At 68.7% G+C, this 14841-nt stretch carries 16 protein-coding genes; 8 read left to right on the top strand and 8 right to left on the bottom strand.

Features of this window, described 5'->3' with window-relative positions; genetic code table 11:
• Window positions 1-122: 122 nt before the first annotated feature.
• Together VKH46_01075 and VKH46_01070 are read right to left on the bottom strand one after the other, a co-directional pair.
• Window positions 123-449, bottom strand: coding sequence for a hypothetical protein (locus VKH46_01075; protein HKB69404.1), 327 nt, complete (start codon window positions 447-449; stop codon window positions 123-125).
• Window positions 450-522: 73 nt separating this feature from the next.
• Window positions 523-960: an OsmC family protein gene (locus VKH46_01070; GenBank protein HKB69403.1), complete on the bottom strand. Its 438-nt coding sequence runs from the start codon at window positions 958-960 to the stop codon at window positions 523-525.
• 256 nt (window positions 961-1216) lie between these two features.
• On the opposite strand from VKH46_01070, the gene VKH46_01065 reads away from it, so the two are divergent.
• On the top strand, window positions 1217-1714 hold the full coding sequence (locus tag VKH46_01065) for a CBS domain-containing protein (protein HKB69402.1): 498 nt from the start codon (window positions 1217-1219) through the stop codon (window positions 1712-1714).
• Between the two features lie 340 nt (window positions 1715-2054).
• Here the strand turns inward: VKH46_01065 and VKH46_01060 are convergent, their stop codons facing one another.
• Genes VKH46_01060 through VKH46_01045 form a run of 4 tightly spaced genes read right to left on the bottom strand, consistent with a single transcriptional unit; the run spans window position 2055 to window position 6410 of the window.
• Window positions 2055-2252: a PspC domain-containing protein gene (locus VKH46_01060; protein HKB69401.1), complete on the bottom strand. Its 198-nt coding sequence runs from the start codon at window positions 2250-2252 to the stop codon at window positions 2055-2057.
• A gap of 50 nt (window positions 2253-2302) precedes the next feature.
• Entirely contained in the window at window positions 2303-3655 is a 1353-nt protein-coding gene (locus VKH46_01055; protein HKB69400.1) for a hypothetical protein, read from the bottom strand.
• A complete protein-coding gene (locus tag VKH46_01050) occupies window positions 3652-4953 on the bottom strand; it encodes an amidohydrolase family protein (GenBank protein HKB69399.1) in 1302 nt (433 codons plus the stop codon). The genes VKH46_01055 and VKH46_01050 overlap by 4 nt, the downstream gene beginning before the upstream one ends.
• Complete coding sequence (locus VKH46_01045) at window positions 4950-6410, bottom strand: amidohydrolase (protein HKB69398.1); 1461 nt, start codon at window positions 6408-6410, stop codon at window positions 4950-4952. The genes VKH46_01050 and VKH46_01045 overlap by 4 nt, the downstream gene beginning before the upstream one ends.
• 389 nt (window positions 6411-6799) lie before the next feature.
• Here VKH46_01045 and VKH46_01040 point away from each other — a divergent pair, with 389 nt between their 5' ends.
• Complete coding sequence (locus tag VKH46_01040; GenBank protein ID HKB69397.1) at window positions 6800-7015, top strand: hypothetical protein; 216 nt, start codon at window positions 6800-6802, stop codon at window positions 7013-7015.
• 343 nt (window positions 7016-7358) lie between these two features.
• Here VKH46_01040 and VKH46_01035 read toward each other — a convergent pair whose 3' ends face one another.
• Window positions 7359-8810 carry an RtcB family protein gene (locus VKH46_01035; GenBank protein ID HKB69396.1) on the bottom strand — a complete coding sequence of 484 codons (1452 nt, stop codon included), beginning with the start codon at window positions 8808-8810 and terminating at the stop codon, window positions 7359-7361.
• A 16-nt stretch (window positions 8811-8826) separates the two neighbouring features.
• Window positions 8827-9255 carry an archease gene (locus VKH46_01030; protein HKB69395.1) on the bottom strand — a complete coding sequence of 143 codons (429 nt, stop codon included), beginning with the start codon at window positions 9253-9255 and terminating at the stop codon, window positions 8827-8829.
• Window positions 9256-9529: 274 nt separating this feature from the next.
• Here VKH46_01030 and VKH46_01025 point away from each other — a divergent pair, with 274 nt between their 5' ends.
• The 6 genes from VKH46_01025 (at window position 9530) to VKH46_01000 (ending at window position 14688) form a co-directional block, all read left to right on the top strand.
• Window positions 9530-10213 (top strand): 5'-nucleotidase, encoded by a 684-nt coding sequence (locus VKH46_01025; GenBank protein ID HKB69394.1) that lies wholly within the window; start codon window positions 9530-9532, stop codon window positions 10211-10213.
• A 52-nt stretch (window positions 10214-10265) separates the two neighbouring features.
• Window positions 10266-10637 (top strand): nuclear transport factor 2 family protein, encoded by a 372-nt coding sequence (locus VKH46_01020; protein ID HKB69393.1) that lies wholly within the window; start codon window positions 10266-10268, stop codon window positions 10635-10637.
• A 72-nt stretch (window positions 10638-10709) separates the two neighbouring features.
• On the top strand, window positions 10710-12509 hold the full coding sequence (locus VKH46_01015; GenBank protein HKB69392.1) for a hypothetical protein: 1800 nt from the start codon (window positions 10710-10712) through the stop codon (window positions 12507-12509).
• 419 nt (window positions 12510-12928) lie between these two features.
• Window positions 12929-13390 (top strand): SRPBCC family protein, encoded by a 462-nt coding sequence (locus VKH46_01010; GenBank protein ID HKB69391.1) that lies wholly within the window; start codon window positions 12929-12931, stop codon window positions 13388-13390.
• Window positions 13391-13435: 45 nt separating this feature from the next.
• Window positions 13436-13927 (top strand): DinB family protein, encoded by a 492-nt coding sequence (locus VKH46_01005; protein ID HKB69390.1) that lies wholly within the window; start codon window positions 13436-13438, stop codon window positions 13925-13927.
• 461 nt (window positions 13928-14388) lie between these two features.
• Window positions 14389-14688 (top strand): RNA-binding protein, encoded by a 300-nt coding sequence (locus tag VKH46_01000; protein ID HKB69389.1) that lies wholly within the window; start codon window positions 14389-14391, stop codon window positions 14686-14688.
• The last annotated feature ends 153 nt before the right edge of the window (window positions 14689-14841 follow it).

Below are 14841 nucleotides of genomic sequence, written 5' to 3'. Positions count from 1 at the left end.
CAGGTAGCTCGAGGTCCAGAAGCCGACGATCGCGACCGCGAGCGCCGTGAGGAGCCCCCCCAGGGGCCTCAGGACGATCTCGGCCTTGTCCCAGCGGTCGCGCTCGCGGAGCTCGGGCATGGTTACTTCCGGGAGAGCGTGACCTTGCCGCCCGAACGCCCGACCGCGAGATCGTAGCGGGCCGACTTCTCGTACACCGTGACCGGCAGAGAGGGCGCCCCGGGAAGGGAAGGGACCGACAGCGCGCATTTTCCGGTCGCGGTCACTTTCAGGGAGTATGAGCCGTAGGCGTCGGTCTTCGCTTCGACGGCGGCCTCTCCGCACGCCAGCCGCAGGGTCGTCCCCGCCCCGACGGGCTTTCCCTCGTCGCTCAGCGTTCCGTAGATCTCTCCCGCCCGCGCCGCGGACGCGGCGAGCAGCAGACAAACCAGCATCGCGGCGGTCTTCATGCGTCCTCCTCTTGGGATCTTCTCCCAACAGCGGAGGAAACGGCGAAATTTCCCCTCCGGCGGGGGCGAGTCCTCAGACCGACGAGAGGGTCAGCTCGTGCTCGGCCGCGGTGGGACCGGCCGGCAGGCGAGCGGAAAGCTCGAAGAGGGGAGGCTCTTCGAGGTGGCGCTTCACGCTGCACTGGTTGACGGAACGGAGCATGGCCGCGCGGTATCTCTCCGGAAAACCTTCCGGCAGGTCGATCGCGATTCGGATTCTCGCGACCTTCTTGTGCGCGTCGTCCCGTTCGGTCTCGAGTGACAGGCGCAGCCCGCGGGTCGAAAGACCCCGCTCCTGGCAGAACCGGAGCGCGTAATAGCCGGCGCACGCCGCGATCGAGACGAGAAAGAGGTCGAAGGGCGAGGGAGCGGTTCCCCCGCCTCCGTGAGTCGGCGGCTGGTCGGTCGGCACCACGAATCCGTTCACCGCCGCATCCACCGCGAGACCGCCCGGAAACCTGACCTCGATCATCGGAGCCTCCCGCAGACCATGGTGCGCCGCGGGGAGCGCGCCGGCATGAAGCGTCTGCATCAGGGCCGCCGGAGCGGTCGATCGGTTTCCGGACGCCGGTCAAGGCTCGCCCCTCCCGACCCCTCGATCCGGAGAGGGGATTGGCTGACGTTTGATCGCCCCCGAGCGCCCCGTTCGCGGCGGCGGGTGGCGGTGGTGCGATTGCATCAAGCCGGATTGCCCGTCCGGGGCACAAGATCGACCGGAGGAGAGGCCCATGACACCCTGGCTTGCCGAGGACATCATGAATCCGGATGTGCTGACCGTGCGCGAGGAGATGCTCGTCCGGGATCTCGCTCTCTTCCTGACGGAGCACGAGATATCGGGCGCCCCCGTCATCGATCGCCACGGCCGGCCGGTCGGCGTCGTTTCGGAGACCGACGTCGTGAGCGTCGATCGCGCGGGACGCAAGGACGGGGAGGACCCCTCCTCCTATTACCGGCGCGCGTTCGAGAACCGATCCTCGCTCGAGGCGATCCGCGGGCTGCGGATCGAGGAAGAGACGCTGACCGTCGCGGACATCATGACCCCGATCGTGATCTCGGTCGGCCGCGACATGCCGGTCTCCCGCATCGCGCGCCTGATGCTCCAGGACCACATCCACCGGGTGATCGTGCGGGACGGCGAATCGATCGCCGGGATCGTGACGAGCTTCGACATGCTGCGGCTGTTCGTGGACGACGAGTCGTCGCAAGTCTTGCGAAAGACCGGGTAGGAATAGATAGGCGCGCGGACCATACGCGTCGTTATACGGGACGCGGGCGGCCGGCCGGCGGGCGCAACGTACGCCCCGGTACGCCTTGCCCGCCGGCCCGGTCGCCCGCGCGCGTCTTCCAACACGTCTGGCCGCGCTTCCACTCCATCCCAACCGACAGAGCGGCGGGGTCACCCTGGCTCGTGAGCCCGAAAGAGCGCTTATTTCAACGAAAGCGCGGTGAGGCGCGAGCCCGGCGGAATGCGGGTCGCCCGGCCCGCGGCCGAGTCGTACCGGCGGCGTACGGCGAGTGCCGCGGGCGGGCGGCACGCGCCCGCCCGGCTCGATGCATCGCCGCGCGTCAAAGGCTTCCCAGAGGCTCCTTCGGCATCACGATCCACAGAATGATGTACACGAGAATTCCGGGGAACGCGGCGGAGAGAATCGAGAGCAGAACGTAGAGGACCCGCACGAGCGTCGGGTCCCAGCCCGCCGACTTCGCGATCCCCCCGCAGACTCCGGCGATCATCTTGTCCGTGCGCGACCGTTGAAGCGCCATGTCCCGCCTCCCTGAACGGTTCTACGAAAACGGACGCCGCCGGTTCTCCCTCAGTCGCGGCCGTGGACGACGCGAGCCGCCGGGGGGGGCGCCGGGATGATCGTCCGGCAGTTCGTGCCCGCGGCGACCGTGAGCGGGAGACACGAGGAGAACTCCGACGTCCCCACCGCGGGGTTCGTCGCGGTGGCCGTGATCACGAACTGTCCCTCCAGGCAGACCGGCAGGTGCGCGGTCGCGGAAACGTTGCACCCGGCGTCCGTCATCGCGGTCACCGCCCCGATGAAATACTGCCCCTGGCCGGATCCCGACGAGTCGCACTCGTGGCTCGCGAAGAACTCCACCCGATACGGCGTCGAAGGCTCGGAATTCAGCGTGAACGCGAGGTCGACCGTGCCGGAGTCCGAAACCGCCGACGTCAGGACGGGAGAGTTCTGGAGACCGTTGGCGCCCGTGTCGCCGTCGCAGGCGTCGTTGCCGGTGAGGCCGTCGTAGCCGAGGTCGATTCCTCCCATGCCGCGGGAGTTCGTCTGGTTGCCGAAGATCGCGTTTCGGAGGATCGCGATTCCGGCGCTCGCGCCGTCCGGAACGATGACCGCGCCCCCATTGAAGGCGATCGCGTTGGCGGCGGCGGGATTCGTCCCTCCGATCGTGGCGGTCTGACCCCCGATGAAGATCCCCGCGCCGCGGTTGCCGAGGTCGCCGTAGCCGGTCGCGTCCAGGCCGATGAAGTTGCCCTGGATCACGGTAGCGTCGCCGGAAGCCCGCACCCCGACGGCGTTGACGCTCGCGACAATCAGGTTGCGGTCGGCCGTCGACAGGCCGCCGACGCGGTTGGCGTTGCCGGAAATGGAGATTGCCTCCGTGTTGCCGTCCGCGACCACGCCCGAAGGATCGGTTCCCACGAAATTCCCCGCGATAATGCATCCGTTCGCGTTCACGACGATCCCGTCCCCTCCGCTCGACCCGTTCTCCGGATGGAAGCCGTGGATGGCGAGGCCGCGGACGATGCATCCGTCGTGTTGCAGGACGAGCCCCTCGGCTCCCGCGGGCGCGGCGACACCGGAGAGGTCGACGCGGAGGAGGCCGTCATCGCCGCCCGCCAGCGTGTTCGGATGACTGCCGGGTTGCGTGTAACCGTCGATCGTGACCGTGTCGGTCACCGCCGGCAGCTCCGAGAGCGGAGCGATCGTGTGAACGCCGGTTCCGGGGACGGCGAAAGCGATGACGTCCGCGCCCGCGTGGCCGTTCGCGTTGGTGATCGCCTGGCGGAGCGACCCCGCGCCCGAGTCCGCCGTCGTCGTGACCGTGTAGGTCGCCGCGGACGCCGCCCCGGCGGCGACCACGGCGATGGCCACGCACGCGCGCGCCGCCAGTGAGAAAACGCGCGCTCGACGGCCGCTCACGGCTTCTCGTCCGGCTTCGTGTATTCCGGCGGGAGGACGCCCTGGCCCCGCAGACGCTCCATGTAGCGTTCGCGGAGCAGCGTCTGACGGCTCGTCATGCGGATCTTCCTTCCTTCGATGAAAACCTGAGTGGGCGCGGACGTCACTTCGAGGGGGTCTCCCGACCATATGACGACGTCGGCCGTCTTCCCCGGTTCGAGCGTTCCCGTGCGCCCGGCCATTCCGTAGATCTTCGCCGGGTTCGACGTGATCGCCGCGAGCGCTTCCTCGTACGGGAGCCCGTAGGCGACCGCGTTCCCGGCGAGCTGCGTGAGGTTGCGCGCGTTGTGCGAGTCCCCCGTCTCGAAGGCGACGACGACTCCGGCCTTCGCGAGCCGCGCCGCGTTCTCGAGCGTCGCGCCGAGCGTTTCGAACGACGCCGGAAGATCCTCGAGCGGCTGGAGGATGGCCGGGACGCCCGCCCGCGCGAGATCGCCGGCGACCATCCATCCTTCCGCCGCGCCGTCGACGACGAGCGAGATTCCGAACTCCCGCGCGAGCGCGAGGGCCGCTTCGATGTCGCTCGCCCGCTCGACGGAGACGACCATCGGGATTTCGCGCTTCAGGACCGGCTCGAACGCGGCGAGGTCGAGGCGATCGAGCCGGTAGCGGCGGCGGCGCGCCTCGTCGTACGCGGCCCGGTGGGCGAGGTAGTCCTTCGCGTCCTGGAGCGCCTCGCGCAGGTAGAGGATCGCCGCGGCCCGCGAGCCGCCGGCGAGCTTCGACCCGCTCTCGCCGAGCGTGACGTACATGGCGGCGGGGTCCTTCAACAGGTAGCGGTCGGTCGAGCCCAGGGTGATGATCGCGCCGCGCCCGGCGACGATCGTCCCTCCTTCGGTCACCGACGGCGCGACGGCGGCCGTCGTCACGCCGGCGATCCGGTTGACCGGGATCAGCATCGACCGCGGGTTGATCGCGGGGGCGATGTCGAGCGCGGCCGTGAATTCCTTCCCCTTCACGGCGTCGTCGCGGGTCTCCCGGACCCCGGAGACCTCCTCGACGCCGAAACGGCTCTTCGGATCGAAGAGCCCGGGCGTGACGATCTTTCCGGCCGCGTCGATCCGGATGGCGTCGGCCGGCACGGGGACCGAAGCTCCGACGGCCGCGATCTTTCCGCCGCGAATGACCACCGTGCCCCGTTCGATCGTCCCCGCCGGGCCGAGCGTGTGGACCGTCGCGCCGGTGATCGCGTACGTCTGCGCGGAGAGTGTTGCGGCCCCGACGAACAGGGCCGAGACGGCGAGGCCCGCGATCTTCATCGGCTTCCTCCCCGCGGAAGGCTCCCGAGCGAGAAATCGGATTCCGGCTGGCGCACCGGGTCCTCCCGGTCGTACACCAGCGCGCCGTCGACGAAGACCTTCTCCGCTTTCGCGTAGACGCTGAACGGATCGGCGCTCCACAGCACGACGTCCGCCATCTTCCCGGGAGCGAGCGATCCGGTTCGGTCGTCGATCCCGAGCGCCTTCGCGGGATTCGAGGTCATCCAGGCGATCGCGCGCGCCTCCGGAATGTCGAGCCCCGCGCGGCGGCCGGCGCCCCAGGCCTTCGCGACTTCCTGGTTCAGCCGCTGGATCCCGCTCTCCGAGTCGGAATGGATCATCGCGCAGGCGCCTCCGGCGTCGACCATCGGGAGGTTCTCGACGATGCCGTCCCAGGCCTCGATCTTGAACCCCCACCAGTCGGCCCACATGGCGGCGCAGGTGCCGCTCGCCTTGAGGAGGTCCGGGAGCTTGTACGCCTCGACCGCGTGATGGAAGGCGGCGATGTGGTAGTGGAATTCCTTCGCGACCTCGAGCATCGTCGCCATCTCGTCGCAGCGGTAGCAGTGCATCTGGACGCGGATGCGCCCGGCGAGAACGCCCGCGAGCGTCTCCAGCCGGAGGTCGCGCCTGGGCGGCGCGCCCTTCTTCTCCTTCTCCCAGGCCTTCCATTTCGCGTCGTAGTCCTGCGCATCCGCCCAGGCCTGGCGATAGCCGGCGACGTTGCCCATCTCCGTCGACGGGAACTGCTTGCGCGAGCCGTAGACGCGCTTCGGGTTCTCGCCGCATGCCATCTTGAGGCCGTAGGGAGCGCCGGGAAACTTCATCCCTTCGACGGTGCGGGAGGGCACGTTCTTCAGCACGACGGAGAGGCCTCCGATGAGGTTCCCGGAGCCGGGGAGGATCTCGAGCGTCGTCACGCCGCCGGCCCGCGCCGCGTTGAACCCCTCGTCCTGCGGCCAGACCGAGTTTTCCGCCCGCACCTCCGCGGTATCGGGATTGGTCAGCTCGTTGCCGTTGGCGAGCGCGTCGACCTGCGGGGAGGGATAGACGCCGAGGTGCGAATGGACGTCGATGATCCCGGGCGTGACGAACTTCCCGCTGCCGTCGATCGCGACCGCGTCGGCCGGCGCGTCGACGCGCTCGCCGACGGCCGCGATCTTTCCGTCGCGCATCAGCACGTCCCCCGACACGAGCTCGCCGCCGGTTCCCGTGTAGACGTGCGCGTGCCGGATGACGGTCGTCTTCGACGGAAGCGCAACGTACGTGGAGGGGAAGGGATCGGGAGGAAATTCCGCCGCCGCGGAATCCGCGGGCGGCGCTTCGGTCCCGTGATTCGCGGCCGCCGCCGGCACCGATCCGCTGCTGCGGCCGGTGGCCGGGGCAGTAGCGCACCCGACGCCGCCGAGGATCAGAGCGACCCCCGCCGCCAACAGACCTCGCCACTCTCGATGCATTTTGCCTCCAACGGAATTGTCGTTTCCGGGTTGGCGCGATTATAGCGAGAGAGGCGAAAGCGAAGCGCACCCGTGCCGCGCGCACGCGGCACGGGGTCGGGAGAGGGTCAGGCGGCCGAGAGCGTCTGCGAGGAAGAGGGCCGCGGCGCCGCGGACGCGACGGACCGCGGGAGGCGGCTCCCGATTCTGAGGATCGCCTCGAGTCTCGGAAGTGGGCATCGGGGATTCCCGCAGGCGCAGATCGGACGGCGACCGTTCTTCAAGAGCTTCATCGTTGTCCTCCTTGACGGGCCGATGAGACGTAGAGCGAAGACCGTGCCAATCCGGTGATCCAGACGCATCACCGGCGGGAGAGCTCCTCGGCGTACCCTGATTCCCGGGAGGACGCCATGGAAGCGACAATACCGATCGGCTATCTCGGACGCGATGGAACGCTTTACTGCTCCCGCGTCTGCGCGGCGAGCAAGGGAGAACCGGACGCCGATCCGGTCGACGAATCGGAATTCGACGCGCTCTGCGAGGACGGACGGATCGACGGATACGTGGTCTGCCCCGCCTGCGGCTCGGACTACACCGTTCTCTGGCCGGAGCGGGAAAGGGGCTGACTGGCCGCCTGCGGCGGCCTTCCTCTCCCCAGGGGAGAGGCTGCTCGGCGGCGCGGCCGAGCCGCGCGGTCTCGTCTGCCGCCGGCCGCGCGAGCTCATCCTGCCGCGCCGCGAAGCGGCGCCTCCATCCGACTCTTCGAGCGAGCGTCCACCGCGGGTTCGCGATCTCTCGCCGCGAGCGGCAGCGGGTGGCGCGCGACCGTCCCTCCGGGACCCGGCCGCCGCGCACCGTCCCTGTAACCCGATCCGCACCCGCGCCGGCCGGGCACGGAGGGCGGCCGCGTGACAGGACCCGCTATTGCGCTCGCCTCCTCCATCCCGCGTGCCCGCCGGCCGCGCGAGCTCATCCTTTGACGCAGGCGATCGGCCGGACCCGCGCGACGCGCTTCGACAGCCCGACCGCCTCGGCGACCGCGGCGACCTCCTCGACGTCCTTGTAGGCGCCGGGCGCCTCTTCGGCCGCGCCGGCCGCGCTGTGCGCCTTGATCACGATCCCGCCGGCGCCGAGCTCCCGGATCAGCGCCTTTCCCTGCCAGAGCTTCTTCGCCTGCGTGCGGCTCATCTTCCGTCCCGCGCCGTGGCACGACGAGGAAAACGCGCGGGACTCGGACTCCCGCGTGCCGGCGAGGATGAAGGAGTACGTTCCCATCGTCCCACCGATCAGGACCGGCTGGCCCGTCGCTTTGTATTCGTCGGGCAGGTCCGGATGGCCGGGGCCGAACGCGCGGGTCGCGCCCTTCCGGTGGACGAAGAGCTTCCGCGAAACGCCGGCGACCACGTGCTCCTCGGCCTTGCACGTGTTGTGGGACACGTCGTAGAGGAGCGTGACCCGCGCCGACGGGAAGTGCCGGGCGAAGACCTTCCGCACGAGCGACCCGATCACCTCCCGGTTGGCGAACGCACAGTTGATCGCCGCCCGCATCGCGCCGAGATATCGCTCCCCTTCCGGAGAGCGGATCGGCGCGCACGCGAGCTCGCGATCCGGCAGCGCGATCCCGTACCGCGGGGCGGCGGCGGCGAGCGACTGCATGAACTCCGTGCCGATCTGATGGCCGAGCCCGCGCGAGCCGCAATGGATCGTCGCGAGGAGGTCTCCGGACTCCACTCCGAAAGCCGCCGCGGCGGCCGCGTCGAAGACCTTGTCGACGGCCTGGAGCTCCAGGTAGTGATTTCCCGACCCGAGCGTGCCGACCTCGCTGTGCTGGCGATCCCGCGCGCGCCGGCTCACCGCCCCCGGGTTGGCGCCCGCCATGCACCCGCGCTCCTCGACGCGCGGCAGGTCCGACGCCTCGCCCCATCCTCTTTCGACGGCCCAGCGCGCGCCGCCCAGAAGCATCTGGTCGAGCTCGGCGTCGTCGAGGCGGATGGCGCCTTGCGAGCCGATCCCGGCGGGCACCGTGCGGTAGAGGTCGTGCGCGAGCGTCTCGAGCTTTTCGCCGAGATCGACGGCCTTGAGTCCCGTGCGGTATGTCCGCACGCCGCACGAAATGTCGAAGCCGACGCCGCCGGCCGAGATGATTCCTCCCTGCTCGGGATCGAACGCCGCGACGCCGCCGATCGGAAAGCCGTATCCCCAGTGCGCGTCGGGCATCGCGTAGGAGGCGCCGACGATCCCGGGAAGCGAAGCGACGTGCGCCACCTGCTCCCGGACCTTCTCGTCGAGCGCCTCGACGAGAGCGCGGCTCGCGTAGATGCGCCCCGGCACGCGCATCGCGCCCGTCGGAGGGAGCTCCCACACGTTCGTTTCGACTTCCGTGAACCCGCCGACGACGGCGGCCGCGATCGACGTTGCCATCTCTGGCCCCCTTCCGCTAGACGTCCACGACGCACTGGGCGAGCCAGCGCCCGTCGGACCGCGCGACGCGCGCGGCGGTGTACGTCGCCCCTTTCGGCTCGACGACGCCGTGGTGCCGGGCCGGGTCGAACGGCTCCCCCGCCGCCTCGCATCGGAGTCGAAAGATTCCTCGTTGGCGCTCCTCGTCGATCCGGACGTGAAAGCGGGAGAAGAGGATCCGCCGGCCGTCGAAGAGCGAGATCAGCTCGTTCAGGTACGCGACGAGGAGCGCCTCGAGGTCCGGCGCTTCCAGTTCGAAGCTCTCCTGGACTTCCGGCCGGACGGAATCGAGATCGGCGTCGATCAGAAGGAACAATCCGGTCGCGGCGCCCGCGAAGGCATCCGCCGGCGATTCTCCGAAACCCCGAACGCCGACGTCGGCGGCGTGCTCGAAATACTCGTGCACTTTACGAATCTAACCAATCCCCGAGCCTTGCGCATGACGCATTCGCGCCCTTTCGGCTCCCGTCCGGCGAAAATGGTGAAAGCATCGGAGGCCACGATCATTTCCTCTTCAAGAAGCCCGTCGGCGTCACGAGCCCGGACGACACGACGACGCTCATTTTCCAACCCGGTTCGCACTACCTCGACATGGGCAAGCTGACGTTCACGGACGGAGTCGACACGTACCAGATGATCCCCCTCGACGCGACGGTCGCGTCCGACCCGGGCATCCCGGAATTCGTCGACCGTCGGAAAACCGTCATCGTTTCCGACTATGGCGACCAGGATTTCTATGGAACCCAAGTCGGTTACGCTGCGACGCATCTCGACTATCTCCGCCGCCGAAGGGCGCCGACCGCGACAGCGCCCTCGGCAATCTCAACACCGATGCCTACCGGGCGAAGACCGATACGTCGATCGGTCCGACGGCAGACGGCTGGATCTCGGAAAAGATCTGGGCCGGACCGATCGTGGGCGCGGATGTCTTCCACGCCGTGAGCTACGGATACGATCCGCCGACCGGGCTGGGTTTCCACCTCGTGACCCTCGACCTGACGGCCGAACAGCTCGTGACCGTCCTCGAAATCACCCTCTCCCAGCTCGGCGTCAACGATGACTTTTTCCTCCAGACCTCGGGGATGACATTTCAGTACGATTCGCGCCGAGATCCGGGCGAACGCGTGCTCCTCGAGTCGATTCGCGTCGGCGGAGACCCGATCGATTTCTCGGGGACCTATTCCGTGACTGTCAACGACGGATCGGCCGCCCTCCTCGGTTATCTCGGGATCGATGCGACGAACGTTCTGCAGACGACGTATCTCGAATGCGACGCGCTCCGCGACTACATCCAGGATGTCGAGACGTTGAACTACGCCAGCGAGGGACGCATCCAGGACGTGGCGCTGCATCACAAGAAGTGAAGACTTCCCGCGGGAGCGCCGGACGGCGGCGCTCCCGCGGTATATTTCCGGCATGGCCGACGAGCCCGCCGACGCCGACCGACGTTTCTTTTCCGCCCTGATCGCGGGGAACCTCGGCGCGCTCGACGACCTCCTCGCGCCCGATTTCCTCATGATCGACATCGCGCGCGGGTCCGAAGTCGCCAAGGAAGCGTTTCTCGGCGCGATGCGCACGGGGCAGGTCTCCTTCGAGAAGATCGAGCCGGCGGAAACGCGCGTGCGCGTCCACGGCACGACGGCGATCGTGACGGGCCGCACCGCGATGTCGGGCGAGATGGCCGGGGAACCGTTTTCCGTCAAGAGCCGCTACACGCACGTGTTCGTCGTCGAGGAAGGCCGCTGGCGGCTCGTCGCGGCGCAGGGCACGCCGATCGCCGAGCCGTAGGCGCTGTCGAAATCCTGCGATCCGCGCATTGCCGGACGGCGGATCTGCTCTAATGGACGGGAACGTCCTTCGATGCCGCGCCTCGCCGTCCTCCTCGCCGCTTTCCTTCTCTTGCCCGCGACCACGCGTGCGGACAAGGATCCCGACATCACCGTCGGGTGGATCGGCCGGACGCCGAAAATGGACTGGGTGCGGGACAGCCCGCATCCCGACCGCGACGGGTGGCCGGCGCCCGGACAGAGCGTCTCGTGGGTCGCGCACGTCCGCAACTGGAAGGACCGGGCGCGGACACTGCCCTACCGGTGGAGCATCGACGGCGTGACCATCGCTTCCGGCACGGTCGATCTCCCGCCCGCGGCGTACACCGAGCTCGCGCTCCCCTGGACGTGGACCTTCGACCGTCACCGGGTGACGTTCACAATCGACGGCGACGGCGAGAACGCGCTGACGATCTTCACCGACGCGATCTCGACCGGCTTCTGGGTCGAGCAGGGGATGTACGACTTCATGCGACAGCACCAGCCCGAGCTCGGGATCGGCTCGACCGGATTCGAGGACTGGGTCGAGCGCCACGTCGACCGCTTCAACGAGATGGCGCCGCTCGCGATCTTCCCCGAGACGCAGCAGGGCGTGCTCGACCGTTTCCGGATCGACGAGATCGTCGTCGTTCCCGACGGAGCGCTCCCGCTCGTTCCGCTCCCGAACGAAGGACAGATGGACGGCCAGCCGAACGGGTCGACGCATCCGGACACCTCCGATCGAACCGTCGACCTCGAGTGGGGCTTCCCCTCGACCGGAACCGCGTACTTCGACGATTTCCGTACCGTCGGAGACCAGAACTCGTTCTATCTCTCCGGGTCGCTCATTCACGAGCTCGGCCACGCCCGGTACCTCGTCGACGTCTACGGCTGGAACGTCTGGACCGGGCTGTCGGACGGGAGCGAGGTCGCCATCACGGAAGGAGGCGTTCCGGTCGCCGGGACGCCGCTGATGCCGGAATCGGGCGGATACGTCCACTTCACGCCCGAGCAGGGCCTCATGAACCAGGACTACTCGTTCGTCGACCGCGTGAGCGCGATCGCGCTGAACTTCATCGCTCACCACCGCGCGATCGAGGGGAGCTCGAACGACCCGGACAACGAAGGATCGTTCTTAAACGACCTCCCCGCGCAGAACCGGCTGACGATCCGCGACGCGAACGGCCACCCGATCCCCGACGCCGACGTCCGTGTCTATCAGGCGACAGGAGTGCCCGGGCATTTCATCACGAAGTACTACGACGACGTCCCCGACCTCGATCTCCACACGGACGCCGGCGGCCGGGTCCTCGTCGGCCGCTGCCCCTTCTCGGCCGACGGAAAGATCGTCCATCACTTCGGCGGCTCCAACGTGACGGCGATCGTCCGCGCCGAAAGGGGCGGGAAGGTCGCGTACGGCTTCCTGGAATCGCGGCTCTTCAACCTCGCCTACTGGGACGGGCACACCGACTTCGCCGACCACGACCTGTACGTCGGCGAACCGGTCTGCTTCCCCGCGCGGGCGGCGCTGCTGGAGCCGGCGCTGGAAGAGACCGTCACGGGCCACCTCGTGACGCTGAAGTGGAGCGGCGGAGGACCGGGCGTCAACGGCTACCGGATCTGGACCTCCTCCGACGGCGCGCCGTCCCGCCTCGCGGCGACGGTCAACGCCGCGACGACGCGTCTCACGACGCGCGCGGACGGGCGGATGGCATGGTGGGTCGAGGCCGAGCACGTCTCGTGCCCGCCATCCCGTTCGCAGACCGCGTTCTTCACGGCGCCGCCCGGCGGCCGCCCGCCGCTCCGCGTCGTCGAAACGCCCGCCGAGAGGCCCGCCGAAGTGTCGCCGAGGTGACCTCTCCCGGACGCGCGGGCGGCCGGTCTCAGCGCATCGGCTTCGAATTTCGCCGGCCCGCCGGCGCGGCGCCGCGCTTTCGTCGCCCGCTCGCGTCCTGAACGACCCCGAGGAGCAGCGAGATCTCGCGCGCACGCGGACGGGCGGTCCCGGGCGCGCCGGGCCGCGCCGCGCGGGTGTTCGCCGAAGCAGTGCTTTCCGTTCTCCGGGAGCGCCACGAGCGCGAGCAACCGGAAAACGAAGTTCTCCAGCGCGCCGCCGCGAGGCCGCCGTCCGCGGGCTCACCAGCAGGAAATGCGGCCCGGGATGGGAGGCGGGGGCGGCGTCGCGCGACGCCGCGAAACGACGGTCGCGCGCTCTTCCGGCACGCCGGGAGCGTAACGTCGGCGGAAAGGGCGGGGTCGGTGATAGGAAGAGGCGTGCTCCTGGAACGAACGACGCTCGTCCGCGCTCCTCTGGCGTCCGTCTTCGACTTCTTCTCGGATCCGCGGAACCTCGCGCGGCTCACGCCCCCTGCGATGCGCTTCCGGATCGTCGAGGCGCCGGACCGCAAGCTCCGGGCCGGCGACCGCATGCGATACACGATCCGGCTGCTCGGTATCCCCGTGGGCTGGACGACGCTCATCACGTCCTGGGACGAGGGCCGCTCGTTCTCCGACGTCCAGGAGCGCGGGCCGTACCGCTCCTGGACTCACACGCATGCTTTCGCCGCGGTGGGAGACGGGGTCCGGATGCGCGACCGCATCGAATACGAGCTGCCCTTCGGAGTTCTCGGGCGAATCGCCCACGCCTTCTGGGTCGGCCCGCAGCTTCGCCGCATCTTCGATTATCGCGAGCGGGCCATCCGGGAGGTCTTCGATGGGCCCGGCCCTCCCGGCTGATCCGCGGCACCCGCTTTTCGGGTAAGAATGGCAACGGGAGGCCCCATGCCGAAAATCGACGCCATCGTTCGAGAAATGCTCCGCGAAGGAGAGACGACGAAGAAGGTCCTCGGGCGCGTTCCCTCGGACAAGCTCGACTGGAAGCCGCATCCGCGCTCGCGCTCGATCGGGGATCTCGCCTGGCACCTCGCGGCGCTTCCCGCGAGGATCGCCGCGATGGCGTCCCACGAGGAGGCGGACGTGATGGTCGTGCGGCAGCCGCCGCTTCCCGATTCGACCGGGGCGATCGTCGCGGCCTTCACGGCGGGCCTCGAATCGGCGCGCGAAGCTCTTTCGAAGCTCTCCGACGAGGATCTGGAGAAGAAGTTCCTGTTTCGCCGGGGCGACGTGACGATGGCCCATCTGCCCAAGCACGCCTTCCTCCGAACCGTGCTCCTGAATCACTCGTATCATCACCGCGGCCAGCTCGCCGTCTACCTGCGCCTGCTCGGCGTCCCGGTGCCCCCGATCTACGGGCCGACGGCCGACGAAGCCTAGCAGGCTGCTGAAAAACGAACCCGGGCGGCGTGTCACGAGTCTTGCTGATCGTTCGCAGGATGGCGCGGCGCCTCAGCACGACGACGCCGAGCGCCGGATCTTTACAACGCGCGAACGGCAAAACTCGCGCCACCAGAAGGTTGCGGCGGCGCGGGCTCGCCTGCTTCGTTGCCGCGCCGAGACGATGCCCGGCATCGCCTTCGGCGCGGCGTCTTACATTCGAGCCCGCGGGCGCTCGCAACCCCGCCACGGACCCTTTTTCAGCAACCTGCTGGCAGGCTTGCTTTTCCGCGAGGGTTCGGGTACACTGCCATTTCTTCGATCGCTCGCCTTCGTCTCTTCGCAGCAGAATCCGACGATACCGAAGAAAACGTCGGGTCGTCTTCGCCGCGAGTCCCCGCCGAAAATTTTGCGGTAATGATTTCACGCCGGATTGGATCCGGCAGGTAAAGGACAATCTCATGAAGCTCTATGTCGGAAACCTTCCCTTCAGCGTCAGCGAGGACCAGATTCGGGACCTCTTCGCCGGATACGGAACGCCCGAGTCCGTCCGCCTCATCACCGACCGGGAGACCGGACGGCCGAAGGGGTTCGGATTCGTCGAGTTCTCCAACGACGACGAAGCGCGCAACGCGATGTCGGCCTTGAACGGCCAGGACTTCGGCGGCCGCGCTCTCACGGTCAACGAGGCGCGCCCGATGGAGAATCGCGGCGGCGCCGCCGGCGCGTCCCGCGGCGGGTACTCCCGCAGCCGCTACTGATCGTACCGGCTTCACTCACGCCCCGGCTTCGGCCGGGGCTTTTTTTTGTCCTCTTCCACGGACGGGGCGAAGATCAGGCGGGAAACCTCCCTGGAGTTCGCGCGTATCAGGAGGAGGAGGCCATCATGGAACGCCGATCCCGTTTCCCCGATC

This window comes from Thermoanaerobaculia bacterium (assembly GCA_035260525.1).
In the GTDB taxonomy this organism is placed as follows: Bacteria; Acidobacteriota; Thermoanaerobaculia; order UBA5066; family DATFVB01; genus DATFVB01.
The sequence above is the reverse complement of the archived record's forward strand: the minus strand, read 5'-3'. Positions and strand labels throughout refer to the sequence as shown.

Excerpts from the sequence above, each read along its gene's own strand:
- VKH46_01075 (HKB69404.1), bottom strand. The coding sequence starts at position 449 with ATGAAGACCGCCGCGATGCTGGTTTGTCTGCTGCTCGCCGCGTCCGCG.
- VKH46_01070 (HKB69403.1), bottom strand. The coding sequence starts at position 960 with ATGATCGAGGTCAGGTTTCCGGGCGGTCTCGCGGTGGATGCGGCGGTG.
- VKH46_01065 (HKB69402.1), top strand. The coding sequence starts at position 1,217 with ATGACACCCTGGCTTGCCGAGGACATCATGAATCCGGATGTGCTGACC.
- VKH46_01060 (HKB69401.1), bottom strand. The coding sequence starts at position 2,252 with ATGGCGCTTCAACGGTCGCGCACGGACAAGATGATCGCCGGAGTCTGC.
- VKH46_01050 (HKB69399.1), bottom strand. The coding sequence starts at position 4,953 with ATGAAGATCGCGGGCCTCGCCGTCTCGGCCCTGTTCGTCGGGGCCGCA.
- VKH46_01045 (HKB69398.1), bottom strand. The coding sequence starts at position 6,410 with ATGCATCGAGAGTGGCGAGGTCTGTTGGCGGCGGGGGTCGCTCTGATC.
- VKH46_01040 (HKB69397.1), top strand. The coding sequence starts at position 6,800 with ATGGAAGCGACAATACCGATCGGCTATCTCGGACGCGATGGAACGCTT.
- VKH46_01035 (HKB69396.1), bottom strand. The coding sequence starts at position 8,810 with ATGGCAACGTCGATCGCGGCCGCCGTCGTCGGCGGGTTCACGGAAGTC.
- VKH46_01020 (HKB69393.1), top strand. The coding sequence starts at position 10,266 with ATGGCCGACGAGCCCGCCGACGCCGACCGACGTTTCTTTTCCGCCCTG.
- VKH46_01015 (HKB69392.1), top strand. The coding sequence starts at position 10,710 with ATGCCGCGCCTCGCCGTCCTCCTCGCCGCTTTCCTTCTCTTGCCCGCG.
- VKH46_01005 (HKB69390.1), top strand. The coding sequence starts at position 13,436 with ATGCCGAAAATCGACGCCATCGTTCGAGAAATGCTCCGCGAAGGAGAG.
- VKH46_01000 (HKB69389.1), top strand. The coding sequence starts at position 14,389 with ATGAAGCTCTATGTCGGAAACCTTCCCTTCAGCGTCAGCGAGGACCAG.